Origin of the sequence: Aeromonas sp. 102P, assembly GCF_051920345.1 — a bacterium.
Lineage (GTDB): Bacteria > Pseudomonadota > Gammaproteobacteria > Enterobacterales > Aeromonadaceae > Aeromonas > Aeromonas veronii.
On sequence record NZ_JBQBCZ010000001.1, the window covers coordinates 3,624,425 to 3,650,419 of the forward strand.

General features: G+C 60.5%; 25 protein-coding genes and 1 pseudogene. 10 read left to right on the top strand and 16 right to left on the bottom strand.

The features are described 5' to 3' along the window. Positions 1-152 precede the first annotated feature (152 nt). Positions 153-965, top strand: coding sequence for a HAMP domain-containing protein (locus ACTG1K_RS16860; protein WP_005350472.1), 813 nt, complete (start codon positions 153-155; stop codon positions 963-965). Positions 966-974: 9 nt separating this feature from the next. Here ACTG1K_RS16860 and ACTG1K_RS16865 read toward each other — a convergent pair whose 3' ends face one another. Continuing rightward, a complete protein-coding gene (locus ACTG1K_RS16865; RefSeq protein ID WP_005359354.1) occupies positions 975-1,319 on the bottom strand; it encodes a hypothetical protein in 345 nt (114 codons plus the stop codon). 200 nt (positions 1,320-1,519) lie between these two features. Here ACTG1K_RS16865 and asnS point away from each other — a divergent pair, with 200 nt between their 5' ends. The 4 genes from asnS to ACTG1K_RS16885 all read left to right on the top strand — a co-directional run bounded on the left by asnS (position 1,520) and on the right by ACTG1K_RS16885 (position 6,329). After that, complete coding sequence (asnS, locus tag ACTG1K_RS16870) at positions 1,520-2,920, top strand: asparagine--tRNA ligase (RefSeq protein ID WP_043818544.1); 1,401 nt, start codon at positions 1,520-1,522, stop codon at positions 2,918-2,920. Positions 2,921-3,030: 110 nt separating this feature from the next. After that, the gene (locus ACTG1K_RS16875; protein ID WP_429150443.1) at positions 3,031-3,786 is read left to right on the top strand and encodes a substrate-binding periplasmic protein; all 756 of its coding nucleotides are present in this window, start codon (positions 3,031-3,033) and stop codon (positions 3,784-3,786) included. Positions 3,787-4,159: 373 nt separating this feature from the next. Next, the gene (locus ACTG1K_RS16880; protein ID WP_005337916.1) at positions 4,160-5,503 is read left to right on the top strand and encodes an anaerobic C4-dicarboxylate transporter; all 1,344 of its coding nucleotides are present in this window, start codon (positions 4,160-4,162) and stop codon (positions 5,501-5,503) included. A 169-nt stretch (positions 5,504-5,672) separates the two neighbouring features. After that, positions 5,673-6,329 (top strand): hypothetical protein, encoded by a 657-nt coding sequence (locus tag ACTG1K_RS16885; RefSeq protein ID WP_440006089.1) that lies wholly within the window; start codon positions 5,673-5,675, stop codon positions 6,327-6,329. A 138-nt stretch (positions 6,330-6,467) separates the two neighbouring features. Here the strand turns inward: ACTG1K_RS16885 and ACTG1K_RS16890 are convergent, their stop codons facing one another. Both ACTG1K_RS16890 and dcuC read right to left on the bottom strand, forming a co-directional pair. Then, positions 6,468-7,607 carry a M20 family metallopeptidase gene (locus ACTG1K_RS16890; RefSeq protein WP_043818554.1) on the bottom strand — a complete coding sequence of 380 codons (1,140 nt, stop codon included), beginning with the start codon at positions 7,605-7,607 and terminating at the stop codon, positions 6,468-6,470. Between the two features lie 134 nt (positions 7,608-7,741). Further along, a complete protein-coding gene (gene dcuC / locus ACTG1K_RS16895; protein ID WP_440006091.1) occupies positions 7,742-9,118 on the bottom strand; it encodes a C4-dicarboxylate transporter DcuC in 1,377 nt (458 codons plus the stop codon). Positions 9,119-9,403: 285 nt separating this feature from the next. Here dcuC and ACTG1K_RS16900 point away from each other — a divergent pair, with 285 nt between their 5' ends. The 5 genes and pseudogenes from ACTG1K_RS16900 to ACTG1K_RS16920 all read left to right on the top strand — a co-directional run bounded on the left by ACTG1K_RS16900 (position 9,404) and on the right by ACTG1K_RS16920 (position 12,360). Further along, a complete protein-coding gene (locus ACTG1K_RS16900; protein ID WP_440006093.1) occupies positions 9,404-9,718 on the top strand; it encodes a hypothetical protein in 315 nt (104 codons plus the stop codon). Positions 9,719-10,034: 316 nt separating this feature from the next. Continuing rightward, on the top strand, positions 10,035-10,385 hold the full coding sequence (locus ACTG1K_RS16905) for an ArsC family reductase (RefSeq protein ID WP_100654122.1): 351 nt from the start codon (positions 10,035-10,037) through the stop codon (positions 10,383-10,385). Between the two features lie 19 nt (positions 10,386-10,404). Beyond that, a pseudogene (gene dapE, locus ACTG1K_RS16910) lies at positions 10,405-11,531 on the top strand (succinyl-diaminopimelate desuccinylase). Then, the gene (locus ACTG1K_RS16915) at positions 11,528-12,217 is read left to right on the top strand and encodes a M15 family metallopeptidase (RefSeq protein WP_113738788.1); all 690 of its coding nucleotides are present in this window, start codon (positions 11,528-11,530) and stop codon (positions 12,215-12,217) included. Before dapE ends, ACTG1K_RS16915 begins: the two are co-directional and overlap by 4 nt. Continuing rightward, a complete protein-coding gene (locus ACTG1K_RS16920) occupies positions 12,214-12,360 on the top strand; it encodes a hypothetical protein (protein ID WP_005337933.1) in 147 nt (48 codons plus the stop codon). The genes ACTG1K_RS16915 and ACTG1K_RS16920 overlap by 4 nt, the downstream gene beginning before the upstream one ends. Positions 12,361-12,686: 326 nt before the next feature. Here ACTG1K_RS16920 and ACTG1K_RS16925 read toward each other — a convergent pair whose 3' ends face one another. The 13 genes from ACTG1K_RS16925 to ACTG1K_RS16985 form a co-directional block, all read right to left on the bottom strand. Then, a complete protein-coding gene (locus tag ACTG1K_RS16925) occupies positions 12,687-12,971 on the bottom strand; it encodes a DUF2845 domain-containing protein (RefSeq protein WP_244775124.1) in 285 nt (94 codons plus the stop codon). 49 nt (positions 12,972-13,020) lie between these two features. Next, a complete protein-coding gene (locus ACTG1K_RS16930; protein WP_005346850.1) occupies positions 13,021-13,257 on the bottom strand; it encodes a hypothetical protein in 237 nt (78 codons plus the stop codon). Continuing rightward, the gene (locus ACTG1K_RS16935) at positions 13,258-15,165 is read right to left on the bottom strand and encodes a hypothetical protein (protein ID WP_440006095.1); all 1,908 of its coding nucleotides are present in this window, start codon (positions 15,163-15,165) and stop codon (positions 13,258-13,260) included. Then, complete coding sequence (locus ACTG1K_RS16940) at positions 15,165-15,722, bottom strand: hypothetical protein (RefSeq protein WP_440006097.1); 558 nt, start codon at positions 15,720-15,722, stop codon at positions 15,165-15,167. Before ACTG1K_RS16940 ends, ACTG1K_RS16935 begins: the two co-directional genes overlap by 1 nt. Before the next feature lie 13 nt (positions 15,723-15,735). Beyond that, on the bottom strand, positions 15,736-16,782 hold the full coding sequence (locus ACTG1K_RS16945) for a hypothetical protein (RefSeq protein ID WP_440006099.1): 1,047 nt from the start codon (positions 16,780-16,782) through the stop codon (positions 15,736-15,738). Next, a complete protein-coding gene (locus ACTG1K_RS16950; protein WP_440006101.1) occupies positions 16,783-17,043 on the bottom strand; it encodes a hypothetical protein in 261 nt (86 codons plus the stop codon). A 42-nt stretch (positions 17,044-17,085) separates the two neighbouring features. After that, the gene (locus ACTG1K_RS16955; RefSeq protein WP_440006103.1) at positions 17,086-20,529 is read right to left on the bottom strand and encodes a hypothetical protein; all 3,444 of its coding nucleotides are present in this window, start codon (positions 20,527-20,529) and stop codon (positions 17,086-17,088) included. A 3-nt stretch (positions 20,530-20,532) separates the two neighbouring features. After that, on the bottom strand, positions 20,533-20,898 hold the full coding sequence (locus ACTG1K_RS16960) for a hypothetical protein (RefSeq protein ID WP_257691488.1): 366 nt from the start codon (positions 20,896-20,898) through the stop codon (positions 20,533-20,535). Continuing rightward, positions 20,895-23,744: a tape measure protein gene (locus ACTG1K_RS16965; protein ID WP_440006105.1), complete on the bottom strand. Its 2,850-nt coding sequence runs from the start codon at positions 23,742-23,744 to the stop codon at positions 20,895-20,897. The genes ACTG1K_RS16960 and ACTG1K_RS16965 overlap by 4 nt, the downstream gene beginning before the upstream one ends. Positions 23,745-23,888: 144 nt before the next feature. Next, positions 23,889-24,638 (bottom strand): hypothetical protein, encoded by a 750-nt coding sequence (locus ACTG1K_RS16970; protein ID WP_127007631.1) that lies wholly within the window; start codon positions 24,636-24,638, stop codon positions 23,889-23,891. Beyond that, positions 24,638-25,084, bottom strand: a complete 447-nt coding sequence (locus ACTG1K_RS16975; RefSeq protein ID WP_440006106.1) for a phage tail terminator protein — start codon at positions 25,082-25,084, stop codon at positions 24,638-24,640. Before ACTG1K_RS16975 ends, ACTG1K_RS16970 begins: the two co-directional genes overlap by 1 nt. Next, complete coding sequence (locus ACTG1K_RS16980) at positions 25,081-25,530, bottom strand: gp436 family protein (protein WP_232100198.1); 450 nt, start codon at positions 25,528-25,530, stop codon at positions 25,081-25,083. The genes ACTG1K_RS16975 and ACTG1K_RS16980 overlap by 4 nt, the downstream gene beginning before the upstream one ends. After that, a complete protein-coding gene (locus ACTG1K_RS16985) occupies positions 25,496-25,957 on the bottom strand; it encodes a Rho termination factor N-terminal domain-containing protein (protein WP_440006108.1) in 462 nt (153 codons plus the stop codon). Before ACTG1K_RS16985 ends, ACTG1K_RS16980 begins: the two co-directional genes overlap by 35 nt. Between the last annotated feature and the right edge of the window lie 38 nt (positions 25,958-25,995).

Genomic DNA, 25,995 nt, shown 5'->3' on the forward strand with positions numbered 1-25,995 from the left:
GCCGCCCGTTTGACTACCGGCATTTGATATATAAAGAGCGCAACTTTATCCACTTCAGTGCTGTTTCACTTGCCGTAATGTGAGCAAAACACCAGACCTGAGGCTCCAAGAGGGGTAAACTGCTGCGGTTTTACCATCAAGAAAGACTGCTCATGCGCCTCTCCATTGCTGCCAAAATCAACTTTTTCCTGCTCTTCATCTTCTCCATGGTACTGGTCTTCTCCGCAGCCTATCAGGCGGTGCGCGAGCGCGATCTCATCCTGACCCTCATCAAGGAGCAGAGCCGCGAGCAGACCGAAGCCTATTTCGACGGCCTCAACATGCTGATGCTGACCGGCAAGATGGATGCCCGCGATACCCTGCGCGGCAAGTTTCTCGACCACGCCCATGTGGAGGATGCCCGCATCGTACGTGGCGACGCGGTGAGCAAACAGTTCGGGCCAGGACGGGAGACAGAACAGGTAAAAGATGAGTTTGATGAGCTGGCTCTGGCGGGCAAAGGGAGTCTGGAGGTGGTGCACAACGGCATGCACAGCCGTCTGGTGGTCACCCGACCGCTGCTGGCCAAGAAGGATTTTCGCGGCACCGACTGCACCAGCTGTCATCTGGTGCCGGAGAACACTGTGTTAGGGGCCGTGCGCTTTGACTACTCCCTCGATTCGCTGTTTACCCGGGTCGAGCAGAATATTCTCACCTCGGCGCTCATTCTCACCGGCATCTTCGGGATGGGACTGCTGCTGACCCTCTGGGTCATCCGCACCTGGATCGTGCGCCCTCTCAACCAGTTGACCCGCTCCATGGAAGAGGCCACCGACCTGCACGACTTCGGTCACCGGCTGGAGGGGGATGACGGCGACGAGATTGGCCGCGTGGCGGTGGCCTACAACCAGATGCTCGACAGCGTGGAGCGCCAACTCGGCAAGCGCACCAAGGCCAGCAGGCAGGAGCCGGATCAGCCCCGCTGAGGCGGGCGCTTAACCGACGTAGTAGAAAAGCAGACTGGCGATCAGCACCAATAGCAGGATGGCCAGATTGACATGCCGGGAGTCATCCTGACGGCGGCTGCGCTTGCGCTCCAGCAGCAACACCGCCAGCGTCAGGGCGCAACAGCTCCAGAGCCCGTAGACCAACCAAGGGGTAAGGGCCGGGTCCCAATAATCGCGCACCTCGATCCCGCCATAGACCAGAAAACCGTAGGCAATTTCGGGCCGGGCATAGTGGTAAAGGGAGAGCAGCACGATAAAGCCGCCCCAGCAGAGCATCACCAGCCCCTGCAACACCCGTGTCAGCCAATCTGGCCCATGCCGCCGATCTTTCACCCACCTCTCCTGCGCCCGTGACACTCTTGTTGAGTGAAGCATGCCGAAAACCCCACCAGAGTCCGACATTTTTGCTTGTTTATCAAACCCGCGCGGGTAAGATTGACGGCTTAGTCTGCCATGGTGGGCCATCTGTGCCCGGGCCAGACTCCCTAGTGTTGCAAATAGCGCTGCAAGAACAAGCTGGAGACAATATTTCGATGACGCACGCATCCGTAGTAGATGTGCTGGCCGGTAAGTATCCGGTCGGCACCACCCAAACTGTCAAAGGGTGGATCCGGACTCGCCGTGATTCCAAGGCGGGGATCTCATTTTTGGCCATTTCTGATGGCTCCTGTTTCCATCCGGTACAGGCAGTTGTCCCCAATACCCTGGCCAATTACGAGAATGAAGTGCTGCGTCTGACCACTGCCTGCTCCGTGGAAGTGACCGGCGTGGTTGCCGCCTCTCAGGGCAGCGGCCAGGCTTTCGAACTGCAGGCGACCGAGGTGAAGGTAGTCGGCTGGGTCGAAGATCCGGACACCTACCCGATGGCCGCCAAGCGCCACAGCATCGAATACCTGCGTGAACAGGCCCACCTGCGCCCGCGCACCAACATCGTTGGCGCCGTGACCCGCGTTCGTCACTGCCTGGCGCAAGCCATCCACCGCTTCTTCCACGAAGAGGGTTTCCTCTGGGTTGCGACCCCGCTCATCACCGCCTCTGACACCGAAGGTGCCGGCGAGATGTTCCGCGTCTCCACTCTGGACATGGAAAACCTGCCGCGCACCGACGCCGGCAAGGTGGACTACAACGAAGATTTCTTTGGCAAAGAGGCTTTCCTGACCGTATCCGGCCAGCTGAACGCCGAAACCTATGCCTGCGCACTCTCCAAGGTCTACACCTTCGGCCCGACCTTCCGCGCTGAAAACTCCAACACCAGCCGCCACCTGGCCGAGTTCTGGATGGTTGAGCCGGAAGTGGCCTTCAACGATCTGGAAGATAACGCCGCACTGGCCGAAGCCATGCTGAAGTATGTCTTCAACGCCGTACTGACCGAGCGTCGTGACGATCTGGAGTTCTTCGCCCAGCACGTGGACAAGGATGCCATCGGCCGTCTGGAGCGTTTCGTCTCCTCCGACTTCGCCCAGATCGACTACACCGACGCCATCGAAGTGCTGAAAAACTGCGGCAAGAAGTTCGAGTTCCCGGTCTCCTGGGGTATCGATCTCTCCTCCGAGCACGAGCGCTATCTGGCCGAGGAACACTTCAAGTCTCCGGTGGTGGTGAAGAACTACCCGAAAGATATCAAAGCCTTCTACATGCGCCTCAACGACGACGGCAAGACCGTTGCCGCGATGGACGTACTGGCACCGGGCATCGGCGAGATCATCGGTGGTTCCCAGCGTGAAGAACGTCTGGACGTGCTGGATGCCCGCCTGGCCGAGATGGGCCTAAACAAGGAAGATTACTGGTGGTACCGCGACCTGCGTCGATTCGGTACCGTGCCACACTCCGGCTTCGGTCTGGGCTTCGAGCGTCTGGTGGTCTACGTGACCGGCATGGGCAACGTCCGCGACGTGATCCCGTTCCCGCGTACTCCGCGTACCGCCGAGTTCTGATCAGCGGCATCTTGCCACTGCATTGCAAAAGCCGACCTGTGGGTCGGCTTTTTTATTGTCACCGTTATGGGTGATACTCAGGATCAACCGGCACAAGGAACTCGTCGCCTATGGGATATCGCCTGCTGCTCTCGCTATTGTTGTCCTGCATGCCTGTTCAACTGTGGGCCGAGCCCGTTCGTCTGACCACCCTGGAGTGGCCCCCCTACACCAGCCAGAGCCTGCCCGATGGCGGCCTCACCGGTCATATCGTCAAACGCGCCTTTGCCGAAGCGGGACTGGAGGTGACGTTCGACTTCTATCCGTGGCAGCGGGCGGTGCGCCTGGCGGCCGACCCGACCCAGCCTTACAGCGGCTATTTTCCCGAGTACCTCTCCGACACCCTGCCGACCCTGTGGCGCAGCTCCCCCAGCGTGGGCGACAGCGTGCTGGGCATGGCGCAGCGTTCGGGCCCCCCCATCCCCTGGCAGCAGCTCACGGATCTCGCCCCCTACCGGATCGGCGTGGTGGAGGGGTACGTCAACACCCGTGAATTCGATGCTCTGATGGCCAGCAAGCGCCTCAACACTGCCGCCGTCGATTCCGACCTGCTCAACCTGCGCAAATTGCAGCGCGACCGGCTCGATCTGGCGGTGATCGATCGGGATGTCTTTCACTGGCTCATCAACCATGATCGCAAGCTGAGCAGCGCCGGATTGCAATTTCACCCGAAGATCCTCGAACACAAGAGCCTGCACATCATGTTTCGCCCCGATCAGCAGGCGTTGCAGCAACGGGTGGCGCAGGCCATTGCCAGATTGGATATTGCCAAGCTGAGCGAAGATTATCAGCGCCGCTATCTGCAGCAAGGCCCTGCGGCCAAGTGAGCCAACCCGCCGAAGTCAGCCCTTGCTGGCAAAAATAGCCTGAGCGCTGGCTTTTTCACCCTCTTCTGCCGCAATCGAGCCCTTTTATGCCCCTCCCCTGCAGTTCTGTTGCCGCACTGTGCTGCCACCATGACCACCCGATGGCTTGGCCCCGAGTGATACCACTTGGTGACAAAAATAATGTTTTTGTTAGTACGTGGTTTTTAAGTGGTTTAATCAAAAATTCATCGAGTTATTGAAGTAACTCAATTTTTTCACTTTTTCAGGGGAGCAGAATAGCAACTAACCCTTTTGGGCTAAATAAAACAGACAATGACAATTCATGGTTCAGGCTACCCGCGGCAATATGGGTTGAATCACACGAGGTAACGGAATGATCTTGATGGAATTTTTAGTGGTACTCGGCTGCTTGCTGCTGGGTACCCGCTTTGGGGGCATGGGACTCGGTCTCATCAGTGGTATCGGTCTCTTCCTGCTGACCTTCGTCTTCGGCCTGGTGCCGGGCGAACCGCCTGTTCAGGTAATGCTGACCATTCTGGCGGTGATCGGCTGTGCCGCTACCCTGCAGACTGCCGGTGGCCTCAACCTGATGATGCAAGTGGCCGAGCGTCTGCTGCGCCGTCACCCGCAATACATCACTATCCTGGCGCCGCTCACCACCTGGACCCTCACCTTCCTGTGCGGTACCGGCCACGTGGTCTACACCATGTTCCCCATCATCGCTGACATCGCGCTGCAGAAGAACATCCGCCCCGAGCGCCCGATGGCCGTGGCCTCCGTTGCCTCCCAGATGGCCATCTGCGCCTCCCCGGTCTCCGTTGCCGTGGTTTCCATGGTCTCCATTCTGGCGGCCGGTCACGGTATCGGTCAGGCTTACGGCCTGCTCGACATCCTGATGATCGCCATCCCCTCCTCCCTGACCGGTGTCATCGTGGCGGCCCTGTGGAGCCTGCGTCGCGGCAAGGATCTGGACAAGGACGAAGAGTTCCAGGCCAAAATCAAAGACCCGGAGCAGCGTGCCTTCATCTACGGCGGTGGTGAAACCCTGCTCAATACCAAGTTCCCGAAAGAGGCATACTGGTCTACCTGGATCTTCTTCGCCGCCATCGCTGCCGTGGTATTGCTCGGTGCCAACGAAGGTCTGCGTCCGGTGTTCACCATCAAGGACAAGACCGGCCCGCTCTCCATGAACCTGGTGATCCAGATGATGATGCTGATCGCCGGTGCCATCATCCTGATGCGCTGCAAGGTCAAGCCGGGCGAGATTGCCAACGGCGCCGTCTTCAAGGCAGGCATGGTCGCCATCTTCTCCGTATTCGGGGTTGCCTGGATGAGTGAGACCTTCTTCCAGGCTCACATGCCGCTGCTCAAAGAGACTCTGGCCCATGTGGTACAGGCCCAGCCCTGGACCTACGCCCTGGTGCTGTTCCTCATCTCCAAGCTGGTAAACAGCCAGGCCGCCGCCCTCACCGCCATCGCCCCCATGGGTCTGGCGCTGGGTGTCGAACCCAAGCTGCTGATCGCCTTCCTGCCGGCGAGCTACGGCTACTTCGTGCTGCCGACCTACCCGAGCGATCTGGCCTGTATCGGTTTCGACCGCTCCGGCACCACCCGCATCGGCAAGTTCATCATCAACCACAGCTTCATCATTCCGGGGCTGATCGGGGTGGTGACCTCCTGCTCGCTGGGCTTTATCCTCACCAGCATCCTGCTCTAATCGCAGTCGCGTTTAACACATTGCCAGACAGGCCCCCGCTTCGGGGGCCTGCTTTTTCCCGCTCTGTGACCCCAACCATTTTCCCGCCACCATTTCCGGACACTATACCTTTACCTCTGCCCCCGCCGCTGGGTAGCATGCCCCCTCGTTCACCACCGGAATCTCATCCATGTCTCGCGTCATCCTGCTCTGGAGCGGTGGCAAAGATGCCATGCTGGCCCTCTGTCATGCTCGCCAAGCGGGCCATCAGGTGATGGCACTGGCCACCTTTGCGCCGCCAGAACCCCGATTTCTCGCTCACCCCTTGCCGCTGGTGCGCCGTCAGGCGGAAGCCCTCGAGCTGCCCCATCTGCTGGTCACCATAGAAGCGCCGTTCGATCTCGGTTATGAGCGGGCACTGGCACGGCTCAAGGAGCAGTGGCAACTCGATGGCGTAGTCACCGGAGATATCGACAGCGTGGGGGGCGCACCAAACTGGATCCGCGAACGCTGCCAGCCGCTGGGTCTCACCGTCCATACCCCGCTCTGGCAGCAATCTCGTCAAGCCTTGCTGGCGGATATGCTGGCCCGCGGCATCGTCGCCCACCTCTCCTGCGTCGATACCCGGGTGCTGGCCCCCGAGTGGACTGGGCGCACCCTCGATGCCGCCACCCTCTGCGAGCTACAACAACTGGCCGAGCGCGAGGGCTTCGATGCCTGCGGCGAGCAGGGGGAGTACCACACCATGGTGACCGACGGCCCGGGCTTTGCCGCCCCGCTGCGCCTCGATGGCTGGCAGGTGGCGCGGCAGGATCATCTGGCCTATCTGGCCGAACCGCAGGGGTAACGGCCGCAAGCCATCTGGCCAACTCACTCAGCGCGCGAAAAATCGAGATAAAAAAACGGGAGGCAACAGCCTCCCGTTTGGATTTGAGCGGACCAGTTTTGAGCAGGCCATGACGACCCGAACAAGGGATAAACCGGCTTATTTCGCCAGCTTGCCCAGTACCCGCTGCAGCAGACGGATACGCGGCTCGATGCTCTCCAGCAGCAGGAACTCTGCCTCCGAGTGGAAACCGCCCCCCATGGGGCCGAAGCCATCCAGCGACGGCACCCCCGCGGCGGCGGTGAAGTTGGCATCCGAGCCGCCACCGGCCTCCAGCCAGTTGAAGGGGATCCCCTCCTCTTTGGCTGCCGCCTCCACCAGCGCCATCAGCGCCTCGGTGTCACCGCTCGGGCGCATCGCCGGCTTGAAGCTCTGGCGATCCACCTCGACCCGACAGCCCGCGAGGAAGGGGTTGTTGGCCATAAAGGTGAGCCGATCGTGTACCGCAGCGGCCTCTTCGTTGCTCCAGAAGCGCAGATCGACGATCGCCTCGGCAAAGTCCGGCACCACGTTGACACCGGTGCCGCCCTGTACCACGCCAACGTTCATGGTGGTGCCCGTGGTCATGTTGACCTGCTCGTTGATGGCCAGCACCCAATGAGCCAGCTCGGTGATAGCAGAGACACCTTCGGTCAGGGCCGAACCGGCGTGGGAGGCCTTGCCGTGGAAGGTGATGCGGTACTTGGCATTGCCCTTGCGGGCGCTGATGAGATCCCCGTTGGGACGGGCTGCCTCGGCCACCAGCACGCAACCGCTCTGTTTGGCCTTCTCCACCAGCCAATCTTTCGACCAGGGGGAGCCAATCTCTTCGTCGCAGTTGTAGCAGACCAGCACCTTGAGCTTGGCAAGCAATGCCGGATCCATCTCTTTGAGTGCATACCAGATAGAGAGCAGGCCGCTCTTCATGTCCGAGACGCCGGGGCCAAAGGCTTGATTGCCTTCGATTTTCAGCGGGCGCTTGGCCGCCGTCCCCTCGGGGAAGACGGTATCCATGTGGCCGCACAGCATCACGTCGTAGTGATCGGCACCCGGCGCATTGGTGATCTCGAGGCAGGGGCCGCACTCGGCAGCGAACTGGTGGCGAGTCACCTGCCAGCCAATGGCCTCATATTTCTCGGTCATGATGTCGGCCACTGTCGCTACCCCGGCCGGGGTGCGAGTACCGCAATCGAGGTTGATGAGCGGGGCCAGATCGGCCAGATAGCTATCAAGGGAAAACGGGCTCTTTACAACTGTCATTATCTTCTCCATGCAACAATCAGCGTTGATGGCCGATCGTCTATTGCAACAAAGCGACACAGTGAGAAAAAGGCGGGCAGCCATGCCACCCACCCGACCGGTAAATTCCAAACACCACTACATAACCCACATCACTACATAAACAGCAGATAGTTGAGGGTCAGCGCCGTCAGCAGCGCCCCCGCCATCGGCACGCTGGTGCGTTTGACCACGGTAAAGGGCGATACCTTGGCAATCCCCGCACAGGCGATCAGCACAGCCGCGATGGGAGAGACGGTGCGGCCGATACTGGAAGCGAGCTGCATCGGCAGCAGCATGGTCACCGCAGGTACGCCAAACTTGGCCGCCACCGCCGGTGCCAGGGTCGAGAAGCTGAGGAACGCCGCGTTGCCGGAGCCCATGATGACCGCCGCAACCATGATCAGCGCCACCATCACCAGGGTCATCAGACCACTGCCGATACCGGCATTGCTGGCAGAGTGCAGCAGGGTATCGATGGCGCCGATGGCCTTGAGGGATTCGGCAAACAGCTCGGCACAGACGATGAGCGCCACTACGGGGCCAAACACCTTGCCCATGCCATCGAGGAAGCTCGACAGCCCGGCAAAAGCGGTACGCACCGAGCGGCTACGCAGCAGCTCGCACAGCATGCCGATAAAGACCGACAGCAGCATGGCCACCTCCACGCTCATCTTGATGTCGCTCACCAGCAGCTTGGAGAAGGTCATCATCAGCACGAAGGGGATGATCGGCAGCAGGGCATACCAGGTAGGCGCCTGCACGCTCTCGGTGCCCTGTTCGTCCAGCTCGGCGTGATCGCCACGATGCAGCGCAGGATCCCAACCATCCTTGCGATCGCAGTGACGCTGCCAGAAGAAGTGCAGCACCATGGTCACCAGCAGCATGGGGGCCACCAGCCAGATCTGGTAGTCAACGAAATAGCTGGTCGGATCCATGCCGGATTGACCGGCGGAGAAGATGGCGTTGGTCTGGGTCGGGCCAATCTCGAACGCCTGTGAGGTGGCGATGACGCCACAAGCGGAGGCCGGGCTGATACCGAGGTTGCGCATCACCGGATACATGGTGACCATCAACAGCAGGCCAAGGCCGGTAGCGGAGGTGACGAACAGGGAGACAAAGACCGCCACCAGATAGCAGATGGAGAGCATCAGGTAGCTGGACTGAATGCCTGCCACCGGTTTGACCGCCACCCGCACCAGCGCCTGGGAGGCACCGATATGGGACATGTAGGTGGCAAAACCGGCCACCGCCATGATGGTGAGGCCGAGGCCCGCCGCGCGGTAGGAGAAGATCCCCTTGAACACTTCGAACAGGTCGAACAGGGCGAAACCGGTGCTCTTGTCAGCGGGCAGAATGGGGTGCAATCCCAGCCAGTAGGCCAGGGTGAAAATGGCCATACCGGCCAATGCCAGCACCGCCTGCGGGTTGTAATCCTTGATAATGCCGTAGACCACGGCGACCAGAACGAGCAAGACGAATAAAAGTTCCAATATTCACTCCTGATAAATTTATCGAAGAGCGAAATCTAGTGATCTGACCACTGTTTGCCTTTGATCCCTATCAATAAAGGTGCCGTCACCGTGATTCATTAGCATAATATGTCGGCCATGTAACAATTTTTCGTTATTTCAACTACCGGAAAACCTTTATCACCCCATATCCGGGAATTGTGTGACGCGACTCCCCTCTTTTTTGCGTTGGATCAACATATGACGGCGCCGAACTGGCGAAGATGCGCTTCGACACATAGCGACCATTTCGCGCCGGAGAGAGTTATGACAAGCCAAGCCACCGCAGGTGCTTCGACCTGCGACTACAAGCTGTGGGACATCCTCGTCGAGTCTGCAAAGGAACGCACTACCATTCGTTACTCCAAACTGGCCAAGCAGGCCGGGCTGGAGCAGTGCCAGGATGAACTGCGCACCCTGCTGCAACGCATCCGCATGTACTGCACCGAAAACAACCTGCCGCTCCTCTCCGCCATCGTGGTGGACGACGTGGGCAAATACACTGGCCTCTCTTCCAGCCTGCCTGATGCACCCTGGGAACGGGCCCGGGTCTTTGACCATGAGTGGACCACCCTGCACTGATTGAGGTGCTTGATAATGCCGACCAAAACGCGCCCGCTGGCGCGTTTTGGCTATCTGGCGTTTACCCTTTCTCTTTTTCTCCTGCAATAGCGGCTCTTCTCCCGCAATAACCGCCCCATCGGGCATACCCGCCGCACCGCTTCTGATCTTGATCTCAAAATCGCCGTTCAGGTGTGACCAGTTCCGGTAAAACCCGCGAGCCGGACCATCGGCGTTGCCATGGGATTGCCACAATGCCAGAATCGGGCCCTTGCACTGTGTTGATTCGGATTTTCGGGCGCAGCCACGGCCAGCGCCCACAAGAGAAGGACTCCCCATGGCCATCACCCTCTATGGCATCAAGAACTGCGACACCATCAAGAAAGCCCGCAAGTGGCTGGATGAGGCCGGTATCGACTACCGCTTTCACGACCACCGCACCGACGGCCTGAATCCGGACGATCTGGACAGCTGGCTGGCAAAACTCGGCTGGGAAGCCCTGCTCAACAGTCGCGGTACCACCTTCCGCGCCCTGCCGGATGAGGCCAAACAAGGACTCGACACCGCCAAGGCACGCGCCCTGCTGCTGGAACATCCGGCCATGATCAAGCGTCCGCTGCTCGACCGTGACGGCGAACTGACTCTGGGTTTCAAGGCTGATCACTACCAATCCCTCTTTTCCCGTTAAGGACAACTAAGGACAACTGATGTCGGATGTCATCGCACTGGCCAAGGATCTGATCCGCCGCCCCTCCGTTACCCCTCTCGATGAAGGGTGCCAGACCCTGATGGCGGAGCGCCTCGCCAGGATCGGGTTCGTTATCGAACCCATGGTGTTTGAGGACACCACCAACCTCTGGGCCCGCCGTGGCAGCGAGGGGCCACTGTTCTGCTTCGCCGGTCACACCGACGTGGTGCCCGCCGGGCCGCTGGACAAATGGCACACCCCGCCGTTCGAGCCGACCATCAAGGATGGCGTGCTCTATGGGCGCGGCGCCGCCGACATGAAGGGCTCGCTGGCTTCCATGGTGGTGGCGGTCGAGCGCTTCGTGGCCGAGCATCCGGATCACACCGGGTCCATCGCTTTTCTCATCACCTCCGATGAGGAGGGGCCCTTTATCAATGGCACCACCCGGGTGATCGACACCCTGGAAGCGCGCCACGAGAAGATCACCTGGTGCATCGTCGGCGAGCCCTCCTCCACCGCCGTGGTCGGGGATGTGGTGAAAAATGGCCGCCGCGGCTCCATCACCGGCGATCTGCTGGTGCGCGGGGTGCAGGGCCATGTCGCCTATCCCCATCTGGCGGACAACCCGATCCACAAAGCCGCGCCAGCGCTGGCTGAACTGGCCGCCACCGTGTGGGATGAGGGCAACGCCTACTTCCCCCCACCAGCTTCCAGATCGCCAACATTCAGGCGGGCACCGGCGCTTCCAACGTCATTCCCGGCGAACTGCACGTCCAGTTCAACTTCCGCTTCAGCACCCAGCTGACCGACCTGGATATCCGTGAGCGGGTCGAAGCGCTGCTGGATAAACATGGCCTCGATTATCAGCTGAACTGGACCCTCTCCGGCCAGCCGTTCCTCACCGACACCGGCGCGCTGCTCGATGCAGCTGTGGCGGCCATCGAGGCGGTGAACGGTCAGCGACCGGCCCTGCTCACCACTGGTGGCACCTCCGACGGGCGCTTTATCGCCCCCACCGGCGCCGAGGTGATTGAGCTTGGGCCCGTCAACGCCACCATTCACAAGGTGAACGAGTGCGTGAAGGCGGACGATCTGGATCTGCTGGCCGGCATGTACCAAGGGGTGCTCGAGAGATTGCTGGCATGACGCAGGAACAACTGCTGGGGCTCGACGAGAGCCACCTTATTCTGGTGGGGCGCGGCCCCCATCGTCTGACTGCCGCCACCGCGGCGGCCTTCAACGACATGCAGGTGGCTGCCGCCTATGAGGGGTTCAACCTGCAGGCAGCCTCCAGCTGGCGCAGCTTCGAGCGCCAGCTCGCCATCTGGAATGGCAAGTGGCGCGGCGAACGGCCACTGCTCGATGCCAACAGCCAGCCCATCGATGCCCTGCAACTGGGCGAGATAGAGCGGCTGCACGCCATCCTGCGCTGGAGTGCTCTGCCCGGCACCAGCCGTCACCACTGGGGGACCGATCTCGATATCTACGACCCGGACTGTTTGCCTGCCGACACCAAACTGGCGCTGGAGCCGTGGGAGTATGAAGCCGGGGGCTGGTTTGCAGATCTCAGCGAGTGGCTCAGCGACCATATGAGCGACTTCGGCTTCTTCCTCCCTTATGCCAAACCGGTCGGGGCGGGGAGCGGGGTCGCCTACGAGCCCTGGCATATCAGCTTCTCGCTGGAGTCCGATGAGCAGCGGCTCGATCCCGCGGCACTGGCGCTTTGTCTGCAACAGGCGGATATTGAAGGCAAGTCGACCATATTGGCCAACCTTGATGAAATTTTGGCCCGTTATGTCACCACCTGTCCTGACGAAAGGAAAATCCCATGAATCTCTGGCTGTGGATAGGGTTGCCGCTGCTGTTCCTGCTCGGGCTGTTTCTCAATGCCATCAAAGACATGAAACGGCTGGAGAAGCAGTTGCCCAACTACAAGGACAAGATCCGCGAAGTGAAGGATGACGAGGACGACTGAATCCCGCCCCCATCCCGTGGGGAGCGCCCTTGTGCTCCCCTCTCCCTCTGCTGTGCCGTTTCGCTTTTCCCCGCCCTCTCCTCCCTGCGCATCCTGAAATCGACGCTCCTTTGACTCCGCTTTCGTTAACCCCGTCACTGTCAGAATATGGCGCGGCCATGTGTAGCCCGCCGCGAAAAATGAAAAATGTTTTCGCTAAAAACGAAAACCCGCCGCAACGGTAGTTTTATCAAACTTGGTGAACAGGTTTCGCAGACTTTGATAAGAGGTATCTAGGCGTTAAACGAAGAGATTTAAATGGCCACATCGCGTGGCCATTGTCTTTCTCAGCGGGTGAGGTCTTCTATCTTGACCACCTTGCCGTTGATGATGGTCACGGCCTGGGGGATAGCGTTGGCACCTTGCTGATATGTCCAGCGCTCCCCGATCTTGGGGGCATCTAGCAGGCGCTCGTCGATAATGTCCTCTTTCATCAGCGGCTGGCCGCAGCTCTTGAGCACATTGAACGATGAGTCGCCATCACTGATTAAAGCGTTCTTGCAGCGCATGGCGCCTGCGTTGGCAGTCAGGGGCAGCAAGGCGACCAGGCCGAGTAACATCCAGTGTTTCATTTGTCCTCCGATGGATTGAATCAACAGACAAATGGTACCAATTGCACCTCTACACCTCCACTCTGGCAAAGGGCAGATCGGGGAGCTGGGTCACAATTGCACCATTCTCAGCCAGCACCCAACGGCCAACAGCGGCGCCGGTACCGAACACCCGCAGGCGAGAGCCGCCGACTTGCTCGATGAGGCTGGTACCACGCAAGGTATCCACCAGGATCACCTTTCCCCTTACCCGCACCGTGCTCGGCAGCATGGCCTCAAACTTCTTCCATGGGTTGTTGCTCGCCATCTACGCCTCCATGTCCAAGTGTACTTCCAGGGTGACGTTCTGCCACACCGAGCTGATGCCAGAGGGCGCCAGCGCATTGCTGATGCACAGCGCCCTGGTATGGCTGCCATCGGCCCGCAGCACCTTCACCAGCTGACCAGGCACCACCAAGCCGGGCGCCTGGCCCGGACGCATCAGCGGCAAGCGCAGGGTTTTCAGCTCCTGCTCGCCCGAGTCGGCAATCAGGTTACGGCCCCGCTCGGCATTGACCGGGTGAGTCTGGGCCAGCACATCGCTGATATCCTCGCCGCTCTCGCTGCCTGCCGTGCCGGTGCGCACCACTTCGGTGACCACCCCGTGAGTGGTACCGGCAATCAATACCCGCTCAAGGCGGGGGCTGGATGCCGATTCGCTCGATTCTTCCGGGATCATCTCCTCGGGGATCAGATGGCTAAAGGCCGAATCCGGCGCTGTGGCCCAGTGCCACGGGCTTACCAGATACCTTGGCTGCACCGTCACCTTGTCCTCACTCATATGGGGCACCAACACCGCCCCAGCCGCCTTGGCCAAGCGAGCCAGCAGCTCCTTGGGGGCCATCCGTTCGCTGATGGAGCCCGGCGCCAGCGGCCAATCCGGGGTCTGCACCCACTCGCCATGGGCGGGCCGCTCGATGGCAAAGCCCAGCGGGGTCAGCAGCTCGGCGGCCAGCTGCCAGGCGGTCAGCTCATTGGGCACGGCCACATCGACCAGTGAGGCCCACGGGCTATCGAGGAACTGGGTGCGCGAACGGGCCGTGAAGGGATAGACCTCACTGCCCAGGGCGCGGTTGACCCGGTAGCCTTGCACCGCAAACAGCCACGTCCAGCCGTTGATGGTCAGTTCGATATGACGCGGGCCAGTGGCGGTTGGCTTCACATAGGGCAGATTGGTCTTGCCCCGCAGTTCGCCGGTCAGCTCCCACACAAAGCTGTCGATATCCAGTTTCAGGCTCGGGTTGAACAGGGCGAGCGGTACGCGCTCGCTGCCATTAACGGCAACGCAACTGATCTCGTTCATGATGATGTAGGGCGCCGGTTTGGGGTTGATGGGGGGATCGCGATCGCCAATCTCACCGCCCGAGTTATCGCCGTGATCAAGACCCCAATCAGGGTCGAGCGGCTTGGCGCCCACACCCCAGGGCAGGGTATCGCGCTGGTCTGCCACGCGGGCATAACCCGCAGGCAGGCCATGGCCGGTATCACGGGGGGCAACGGGGCGGCTCGGTTGGGGCGATGCCAGCGACAGCACCAGGCTCATCGCCTGCCACTCGCCAGTGGCGGCGGTCAGGGCAAAATCCAGGTGAGCGCGGGTGGGTAGCCTGGTCAACAGCGGGGGCTGACCATCCCAGCGCAGCTCCCAGGGGCGATGACTGAGATCGGTGATATGCCAGCGGGTCTGGTGGGTCTGATCTCGCGCTGGCGGCTGCTGCCATGGGGTGCTGCTGGCCAGATCCAGCGGCGTGGCCGCCTGCTGCCAACTGCCGACAACCGGGCGCTGATCGCGGGCCGTGCTCATCGCCAACCCCTGCCACTGACGTAAGTCAAGATTGGCTGCCTGCATCCAGCCGCCAGCTTGGGCCAGATCGAGTGGAGTGGCCTGCGTCAGCGGCGCCTGCAACTGATGATCCCGCGCCACGGCACCACCGAACTGCAGTGCCTCACATAGATCGCTCTCGCGCAGGATGCCAGTATCCAGCACCAACTCGTTATCCATCACCCGTGCCAGACCCTGCCAATAGCTGGCGACCCTGGACTGGATCGCCGGGGCCAATGGCGGGCGCAGGGTACCGCCCAGATAGAAGTGAATGGCGTCAACGGCGGGCAGGACCACTGGGCGGCGCGGCGCCTTGAATGCCAGCGGGATGGATGTCGCGGGGGGCGGCAGATACATCAGCTCACCTCAATGGCGGGTTGCAGCGGGCCATGGGCCACGATGGGCAGATATTGCCGGGTGCGGAATACTGCGGTACCAACCTGCACCGCCGCATCTTCCGCTTGCGGCCAGACCGGCTCCTGGGCTCCTACCGTGCCGGGCTGCTCGCAGACATAGACAAAGCCCGTCCACTCGGAGGGGCTGAGCACCTCCCCCACCTGATAAATGCGCTGCGGCTGGAAGGGCTCACCGAACAGAGATATCCCCACCACCAGCACCTTGCCGCTATAGGTCTGCCATTGGGCGGTAAAGGCACCATCCCCACCGCTGGTGACCTCGGCCAGCACCCGATACTGGCCATCGATGGGTTCGGCGCTCAGCACCAACACTTCACGGGCGCGGCCAATATCGCGCACCGTGACCACACCTGCCACCTGATATATATGCACCTTGGCCAGGCCAAACCAGTCATCAACCTCAAGTATCACATTGGGATGGGTTGGCGGGGTGTAGTCCTTGGGCGCGGGCAGAACGATGGCGAGCGGGTCAAGGGTCAGCAGATAGGGTGTGTTCATCTGGCCGCCCCCGTCACAGCTGCACCATCACGGGTTTTATCGGCCCGTGCAGCCTCGGCTCAAACATGGGCTCGGGCAGAAAAGTGGCAGCGCCCAATACAAGCGGACCACTGCTCGGCCAGTTAGCTGGTGCTCCACCCGCACTGGTGCCCGCTACACTGCAAACATAGCGATAGCCGTTGATGTTGTCAGGATGGATAATGTCGCCTACCTTATACGCCTTGGCGGCTTGATAGGGCTCGCCGTATTGGTCGAAGGTGGCGACCATCACCCCGTCACGATAAAAGCCGCATGGCAGGGTAAAAGATCCATCCTCGCTCGCCATTGTCTCATTGATGCGGTAAAAATCGGTCGGGTGCAGCGCCAGCACTTTGCGAGACTTTGCCGTGCCGCCTACCGTCACCTTACCTCGCACAATGTAGGTGCCGGTCAGATGACTCACATCCTGCACCTTCAGTCGCGGCGGGCTAATGCCATCGACCTCCCAAAGGTCAGGCAGCGCCAAGAGCGCAGGGTAGTTCTCCTTGGCATAGGGGGTGGGGTGAGTACGCAGGTCAGTCGCACCAGTCAAGGAGGAATGAATATCGCCCGAACCGGGGAGTACATAGTATCTAGTGACAACCGCGGCAGATAAGCCATAATGCAACGTGCGTGCCGAGGCCACCACTCTTGTTACCGCTGAGCTCCCCGCATAAATCCTTACCTCGCTATTAGTGGGGCCTTTAAACTCGACATCCTCTAAAATACTCGGGGCGGGCGCATAAATAAATACGGGGTGGTTGGATGACACCCCTTCAAAGGCCAAGTTCTTAATTGAGCCGTAGATATAAAAAAACGTATTAACATAAAAACCTTTCAGGGTGTGCCCGTTGCCGTTTAAATGCCCATACTGGCTACCCGCAGTTAGAACCTGATTTCCCAAGTCGATGTTGGCAACGATTTCTGCATATAATGGCTTGCGACCCTCAACAGTAAACCACTGGATAAACGCTGCTTTGGTGTGAATTAAATAAGGGTCAACCTGTGACCCTGTACCCTTTAAATAGTCACTAACCGCCATCTAAACCTCCACCGGCCCCAGCACCATGGGGGCCAATTGTCGTCCTGTGGTATCCCAGCACATCACGATGACCGGGCCTGAATAGTCGCAATCGAGCTGCCACGCCCCTGCCACATCGGTGCGGGTGTGGCCAATCACCCAGCGCCCCACCTTGGGTGGCGAGGAGCCGGGGATCACCCCGGCAAAGCGCGGTATGGCCAGCACCACGGCATCGACCACTGCAATCCCCTGATCATTGACACTGCCTGATAGTCGCTGCACGGTGCGGCTCCTCGTTATCTCTCATTACCCCAAGATCGCCGCTTAATCGGCGTCACCGCGCTGGGTGACCTCAAAGCGATCATCCGGGTGGGTCGCACGGCCCACACTGACGCAGCGCAGCAACCAGACCGGGGCCAGGGCCGAGCTGGTATTGAAGCGCACCACGTTGCCGGTGGCCCAACCGCTGGAGAAGCCCGCCGCCTCCAGCACGAAATAGGGGGTGCCGGTGTTGGGGTTGAGCGGCGCCAAGTCGGTGGTCAGGTTGCCGGAGGCAATCAGCCCCCGCGTCTGCGACAGCAGGTTGTAGGTGGTGGTGCTGGTGAAGACCAGCGCCCACTTCTCGTCTACCGCCCCGCGGTTGGTGACCTGCACCGGATGATCCGCCCAGTTGTAGTTGGCGCTGATGGCGCCACCGGATGGCTCGTCCTGCCAGTTCGGGCTTGCACTGTTCCAGCTCTGTTGGACAAAGTTGCTGCCCCAGCTGGCAAACCGGTCACCAAATTGCAAGCAGGAGCTGACCATGGTTTCCCCTGCCGGGTACTCATGCACCAACGGGATAGCCAGGGTCAGATCGCCACTTATCTGCACGTCCTGCACCAGGCTCATATGCTCGATGCGATTGACGAAGGTGAGCGGCGTGGAGACAGGCGTCCCCGCCTCATCCACCAGGCTGTAACCGGATTTAAGGGTCAGGGTGCCGCCATCCCGATCTTCGGTGTACTGGGACGGGGCAAGGCGTTTGCCATTGGCCCCGACCAGATAGAGATCGGCCACATAATCACGGCCTGCATCCAGCACAGCACCACCGGAAGGTGATCCCACCGCTTGTGAGGCGGTGTGCGACAGCACCAGCACGTCACCATCCTGATAGATGGGCACTTTGCCATCGGCCGGTAGACGTACTGGATCCAGCCCGATGCGGGTGGCATCGAGCGGCAGCGCGGTCAACAGCACAGTGTTGTAGCGGGCTGAGCTCGCCATGACAGGCTGATTGAAGGTGGCCTTCACCACCCCGGTGTTGGTATTGACCGAACCGGTCACCCCATTGCCGACCAGCTCCCCCTGGGCGTTGGCACTGGCATTGATCAGGGTGCCGTCATAGGCCACTGCCGCAAGCTGGAAGTTGGCCTGCTTGAGCGGGCTGCCTGGGGTACGGAAGGTCAGCTCGGCGGCAAAGCCCGCCGTGATAACGCGGGCACAAGCCAGCAGGTTGATATTGCCGGTGAAATCGTTCATATCAGAGATGATCACCCGACCAGCGCCAAGATCCACCCGACCAACCCGGCTACCCGCACCAGTGCGAGAGTCGGGGTTTTTCCAGAGGATGCCGTCCCGCTCGATGTAGTGGTTGCCGCCATCGATAAACCAGAGCGAACCGGTCAGGATGTTGGGCTTGCCGAGTGAGAAGTCGAGCTCAGGGGCGTTAACCTGTTTGCTGATGGGGGTGCTACCTGGGCCGGTCTCCAGCGCCTGCCAGCTACCGGGGCCCACCATCTCTTCAAACAAATTAACAGTCTGATAGCCAAGATTGGTTACGTAATATCGGTAGCTGTACCCTTGTGACCAGGTAAACGAAAATACCCCGGTCTGATAGTCGATCACCCCCACATTCTCGCCACCCCGCTTGAGGTTACCCGCCCCATCATCACGGATAGCGATGTTGTGGGTGGTGTAGTTACCATCCCCTTGGGCATGGAAGCGACCAGCGTAGTTGAACCGGCGCACCGCATAGCGCAGCAGGAACGAGCGCGGCTTGAACGCCTTGCCCACCGACCCGTTGGCGCTCTGGTTACCCGCACCGGGGATCACCGCCTCCCCCATCAGGCGAATGTCTTTGGTGTAGCTCATCTGATAGAGGCCATCCCCTGGCATCACGCTGGGGGTAAACTCAATCAGGCCATCGACATCGCTCACCACGCCGCTGCCGCTACCGGTCAACATCCCCTGGCTGTCGCTGTTGAGGGCATAGTTAGTGCCACCATTGACCCAGGTGATCCGCAGCGAACCGGGCAGAATGCCATCAGGCAACTCCAGCCGCTGATTCTTGCCGACCGCCTTGGTGCCGAGCAGCAGCTCGACCTCCAGCGCCTGAGAGGGTTGGAACTGGACGATGATCTCACTGTCTGCATCGGGCAGCGCGGCGGTAGTGATCGCCAGCGAACCGGTCACGAAGTTTATGGTGCCAGACCCCTGTCCCACCAGTTGACCACTGCCGCTGTCATCGAGCTGCTGCCACTTGCCAAGCGCACGATAGGCCACCCGCAGCGACCCCGGCATAGGCACGGCGGCAGAGAAGTCGAACGTCCAGTTAAATGTGCGAGTGGCCGCCGTCACCGCTTTGCTGACGCTGATGAGGTTCCCCAGGATCCGCACTGCCGGGGTGTAGGTGGCATTGGCAGACCCGGTGAAATTGCCCGCATTGCGCCAAGCATCGATCTGGCCGGTCTCGAAGTTGACCTCGACTCGGCTGAAATTGTTGTTTCCTGATTGATGGCGCAGGGCTCCGGTGCCATCGCACTTGAAGGTGCCTCCATCCAGACTGAGCAGCAGCGAGCCGCGCTGCGGTACCCGCTCCAGATAGCTGCGGGACTGGCTGCCAGCGACCAGAGCGAACTGCAGCGGGCGACTGATGGCAGGGCCAGCAGGCTGCATGATCGCCAGATCGGCCGCCGCTGCCCGGTCAGTGAGCAGGTTCTCGCTGTAGGCGCTCGGCACAATCGGCTTGTAGACCGAGTTGACCCGCACCTGCAGATCCCCCGGCATGGCTCGGCGAGCCAGCGCTGCCACCCCATAGTAGCGGGCCGCATCGGCCACGGTGGTGGTAAGCACATCGGCGGCGGTCTTGTTGGCCGCCACATCCACCCCTGCCGGGCTGGGTGTACCACCAACAAAGGTCGCCTGCAGGTGAGAGGAGAGTTTCAGGGTGCAGACCCGACGCTGGAGGGTTTGGAACGATCCGTTGCGCTCATAGGTAAAGGTCTGCTCATGAGACTCATACTCGGCGATCTTCACGTACTGCTCGAAGGTGTCAGAGCGCAACAGAATAGTGGTACCCGGCTCCGGCTCTGGGGATGACAGCTCCTGAAAAGTCAGGATCATCCGCTGCCCCTTGTACTGGTCGCCGAGCAGGTACATCCGGGCGCTATAACCCGGCACCAGGTAGCTCTCGATGGCGTTCTTCACTTCACGGCGTTGGTCGGTAGCCGTTCCAGGGAAAGCGATCATGTTGACGTGGCTGTCGGCGGCATCCTTGCTCACCATGAAGTGAGAGCCCTGGTATACCTCCTGGGTATCCACCGCCACCCCGCAAAACACCTTGCGGATATTGACCCGGCCTTGGGTACGGTCAAGGCGGGAGGTATCCGGGAAAAGGTTGTTCACCTGCCCATCGACCACCATCTTGCCAGTCGGCAGGCCGCCGCCGTTGTCTTCATCAGTCAGCCGAGCAGACTCATAGATGACAATGTCTTTTGCTGTGATGGGCATTGTTTAAACCTCTGTTAAACGCAAAGTGATGGTGTATCCCAGCTCGGGAAAATCGGCCGAGTTCGAGACGTTCATATCAGGCAGCGCCTGGATGGGTACCTCTTCATGCCGCCAGAGCACCCGGTGTTGTTGCCCGAACAGGATGAGCGTCATCACCTCGGGAGTGCGCAGCAAGAGATAGAGAGCATCGAGCTCAGACCGTTTAGCTCGCCCTGTCAGCGTCATCGGACGGCCCCCCTTCTTTACCCCTTGCTGAGCAATGAAATCGCCCGTCACTGCGTATTCCACGGATTGGCGCATGGGCGTCCAATCCCATTCATCAGTCCACTCCAGCTCGTCATCCAGGATGACCCCGTTGATCGTGTTCATGTCTGCCCCTCCTGGTAACGCCTCAACACATCCAGCAGGCCCGTTACCTGTTCCTGGGCCACATCAATCCGGGCAGAACGCTCACCCAACTGGATCACGATCGGCTGCAGTTGCCTGGTCACCGGGGCGCTGGGGGTCTGAACCTGGGGGAGAGTGGACACGGGAACTGGTGCGGCCGGTGTTACTGACTTCTCCAGCTCCTTGGCTTGGGCCTTGTCGAGCTCCTTCTTAAGGCGAGCACGCATGGCCTCCATCTCCTTCAAGAACTTCTCGCCATAAAATTTGCTCCACTCGTTGTAAGCAGGGATGCTGGTAAACTTATGGCGATAGGCAGACAACTCCTCCTCTACCCCGGCCAGGGTATTGGCCAGCCCCTCGGCATTGCCGCGCAGGCTGTTGATATCCACGCTCTTGTAGTAGAAGGAACCGGCCCCTACAGTGCGAGTCACCTCGCCACGGCCAGTCCCTGAAAGCGCCGAAGAGCTACCACCGGCACTGGCGACAGCGGCGCCAGTGGCATCAGCCTGAGCTTTCACATCAGCCAACCCTGCCTTCATGGTGGCCGTTGCACTCGATGCGTCTTTGGCCGCTTTGGTAAAGCCATCACCAATGGCGGCAACTGATTTCTTGGTTTCACCGCTGCTGCCACTTAGTTTGTTTAACGCGCCAGCCATGGCACCAAGGGAGCGGGTGAGGCTGTCCCCAGTGAGTTTGCCTTGCGCCTGCATCTCTTCCATTTTGCGGGTTACTGCATCAATCTCGGCACGGTTTTTGGCCTGATTGAAACCTACCTCCAAAGCATCCGCACAGGCTTGTGAGCTAGCACCGGTGTACTGCACAAGCACATCCAGCGCATCAACGGTCTTTTGAAAACCCGCTCCGATACGGCCATTGGCCTGCTCCAAATCGAGGCCCAGCGTCTTCATCGCCTCTGCCAACTTGGCTGGACCATCTTGAGCTGTCTTCTGAGCGGCAACATTAAGCTCATCCATATAGTCACGGGTCTGCTTGGCCTGCTCACCCATATCCTTGATAGCCGCTGCGCCGAGCTGGTAGCTCCCGGTTGCTTCGTCGTAATGCACCTTGCCATCTGCGATCGCCTTATCCATGTCTTCCACACTGGTAATGGCAATCCCCAGTTGTGCAGAGAGGGCGGCCAATTGGCCATTGAGCTGGGCTTGGGTCTGCGCCCGCAGGGCCTGAGACTCTCTAAGTGCCAGTTCGGCCTGCATCCACTCCTTGAGGGCGGTGGCCAGACGGATGATCTGGAATATCGATTCAACCGTGACGGCGGCCAGCAGCCCCTTGACGGCTGCGCCCAGTGCCCTGACCCCTATCGCAGCACCGGCTGCTGCTGTGCCCGCTGTCGTCATACCGCCTGCTGCTGTCGCTGTCGCCACAGGCATGGCAATAAACTGGGCGTAGAGGCCGCGCAGATCACCAATCCAGCCCGCTATTTTCAGGCCGACCCAAGCCTGGGCCAGTACGGTCAGCGCTGTGCGCCACTCATAGAGGGTCTGGATCAGTGACTTGAGGGTTTCCCCTATGGCAATAAAGCCATCGGAGAGGCGCTGCGCCCACTCCTGCAGGCGGCCATCATTGGCCATCCGAGCGAATTCGGCGTTTAAGTTGGCAAGCTGATTTTTGAGCCAGGCCAGCGCCCCGCTCTCGGCCACCATTCGGTAGAACGTTTCCAGGTTGTCCTGGGCATTGGAGATAAGCCCGGAGAGCAGGCTCATGTTGTCGGCAGCCGCACCGCGCGATTGGGTGGCAATCTCGTTCATCAGGGCAGAGATGGTCTCACGGCCCAGCTTGCCCGCCTCAGAGAGCTTCTGCAGCTCGGCAGTATTGCGGCCGGTGACCTTCTCCAACATGTCCCAAACAGGAACACCTCGTTCCATCAGTTGCAGGATCTCCTCACCCTGCAGCTTCTGCTTGGCCCAGGCTTGGCCAAGGGCCAGGGAGATGCCCTGCACCTCTTCAAAACCGCCGCCCAGCTTGAACGCTTGATCGACAATGCCCTGCATCGAACCATTCATTGGGTCGATACCGAACGCCTTGAGCCGCACGAAGACCTGAGTGACCTGATCGAGCTGCAGGGGGGTGTTCTTGGCAAAGTCCTTGATCCAGGCTGACGCCTCTTTGCCACCGGCAATCGACCCCATCACCGCCTTAAGCTGCACATCGAGGCGCTCGGCCTGATCGCCGCTCTTGAACATGGCCATCAGTTGGCTGGTAAGGGTCTGGATACCGAACCAGGTACCTGCCAGCGCCACCAGACGCCCGGTCAGACTGCCGATGGCCCCTTGAAAACTACCGGCCTGCTGACTGCTCTGGCTAAGCTCGCGCCCCAGTTGCTCGGTCTGGGCGACACTCTTGGTCAGCTCACGCTGCAGACGCTGCTGTTCCTGGGCAAGGTTCTTGGTATCGAGCCCGGACTGCTTGAGCCCTGCGTGGAGGCGGGTATGACTGGCTGACTGAGCGACCAGCTGGCGCTCCAGTTGCTTGACCTCGGAAGCCAGCAACCGCTCTTGTTCGGCCAGCGCCTTGGCATCACCGGCGCCTGCTTGGCTGGAGCGGCGCAACTGCTCCAGCTTGTCACGGCTGAGCACTGTCGCCAGTTCGAGCTGGGTCAGGGCGGCTTTGGAGTCATTGAACTGCTGGATCAGCGCCTGCTGGCTGCTTAGCGATTCGAGGGTTTCAGCCAGCCGTGTCGTCTCAGCGGCCGTCTCGTCCGAGATAGGGCCCAGCTCCTGCACCTCACTCGCCAACGCGGCCAAGTCTTCCCGGCCGGTGACTTTGGCCGCCAGCTCCAGGGCAAGTTTGAGGGTGGTGTTGGTGCTCATCAGATTTCCTGCGCTCATAAGGCTACTGGGCCGATTGCCATATGGTGCAGGATGGGCAGGGAGGGGCGGGTTTATGGCGGATTAGTCATAAGCAAAGGCCCCGAGAGATCGGGGCCTTTGCGTCGGTTGAACAACAAGCAGGGGTTAAACGGTGACCGGTCGATCCACATAGAAGGGGGCGGTCTCGCCATCCACGGCCAGCAACTCCCCCTCCAGCTCGATCTCGATGGGCTTGTCGCTCATAAAGTCCACCGCCTTCTTGGGGGACAAGCTGGCACGGGGCACCGTCAGTTTGATGGCCTCGCCGCTGACGATACTGCGGCCATCGAGCAGCAGCCGCGCCTTGATCTCCGGCTGGATGTTGCCCGCGATGCGGGTACCGGTCACCGCGTTATAGGTACCGCTGACCGTCAGGCTACCGCCATCCGCTACCGAGCCCCCCTTAATCGCCCGTACCAGCCCGAGCGCATAGTTGACCTCGATATCGGTACCCACCACCAGCGCGGTGACCCCTTCCTTGATGGCCAGGCCAGTCGAGGCAATATTGCTCTTGCCCAGCTGGGCCCACTTCGGCCAGGCGGGGAGCACGACCGGCAGATCTGTCAGCGTCCCGGCCCCCTGATTGATGGGGCTCTCCAGACCCATAAAGGCAGCGGCCAGCAGCACGGGCGGGATCTCGGTGGTCTTGATGGTGACCATGGCAGGCTTGGGAATGTGGTAGTTCTCCCGCGCCTGACCGTATTGCCCCTTGCGCTTACTGGGAATGGAGATCTTCTGGCTGTCGGGTTTCACTTCCAGGCTATCCACATCGATGGGGCCAATCACCCCGGCCGAGACCCCGTTGGTAAAGGTCTCGATAAAGAGATCCCCTTCCAGGTGCAGTGTTTCGCTCATCATCGCTCTCCTTTGAATTTCACTCGGGTAGTAAAGGCAAGCGGCAAATAAGCCGCACCGCCGCTGTAACTGGGTTTGACCGGTGGGGTTTCGCGGCGAAAGGTACTGTCACCACATGCTCGCCCACTGACGGCCTGCAGGATGCGGGTAAGCCACACTCCGGCACTGACCTCCTTGGGGCTGGCGCGATGTACCAGCACCAGCAACCAGAGCTGATCAAAGCTGCTGGCCCGGCCTGACTGGGTGCCTTCGCTCTCACGTTCGCCCTGATAGACCACATGCACCGCCGGACTGTGCTGGCCCAGATTGGCGATAGCCGCCACATCGGTGGCCACAAACACCTCCTTGAGCCCCTTGGTTTTCAGGGGGGTCAGCAGCTCACGCAGCCGCTCGCCCGCCTGCAGGTAGTCGAGTTCGGTACCAGACTGGTTGGCGAGTTGGCTCATAGAAAGCCCCCCTTATCCCGCCCGAACACCCGACCATCCGACTGCAGTTGAGCCAGGTTCTGGCTCTCCAGGGTGGCGCCATCGGATGCCAACCCCAGCGCCAGCTCCCCCTTGCCAACCGATTTCAGAAAGGCCAGGGCAGCCTCGTTGCGCTTGGCTATCTGCTCCGGTGCTTGTTCACCATAGAGACGGTGACGGGCGATATCGGCGCAGATAGGTACCAGGGCACTCGGGATATGGGCCAGCGGCAAGGGATAGCGACCCGCCAGATAGCCATCGATCAAGGCTCCGGCATCCTGCAGGGCGATGGTGATGGCCGCCTGATCCAGCTCGCCGGTCGGCGTCATGGCCAGGCGCAGCAACTCGGCCTCACCAAAGCGGATCACCATGTCATTGACGCTGGCATACATATCACTGCTCTCCGTTCTGGCCAGATGACTGCTCATCCTTGACCGGGTATTGCACTTCGGTCGCGGCGATCGCTGTCACCAGTTCGGCCTTCTTGAGCTTGGCCGCGTCCGGGATACCCATCTGCAGCGCCAGCTCGCGCAGCTCATCGACCTTCATCTCGGCCAGCGGCGTAACCTTGCCAGCCAAGGTGGCAACCCCTGCCAGATAGCCCGAACCGGTCAGGAGGCCCAGTGTTGCGTCCAGATCCCCAGGCGCCGATGGTGCATCACCTGCCTGAAAGCTGGTGTCTTCAGCCAACCGGACGACCACCAGACGCGGGTCGTTCTCCAGGGTCGCGCACTGCTCAGGCGACACAACCATCTCAGACTTGCCCGGTACAATCGGCAGGCCCGCGCGAAAATAGACCTGACGAACTGTTGACGTAATCCCCACTCGAATAGCCAGTCCCATCTCTTGTTCCATCTCATGTGTTCCTCGTCATATCTGATAGAGAGGCTGTT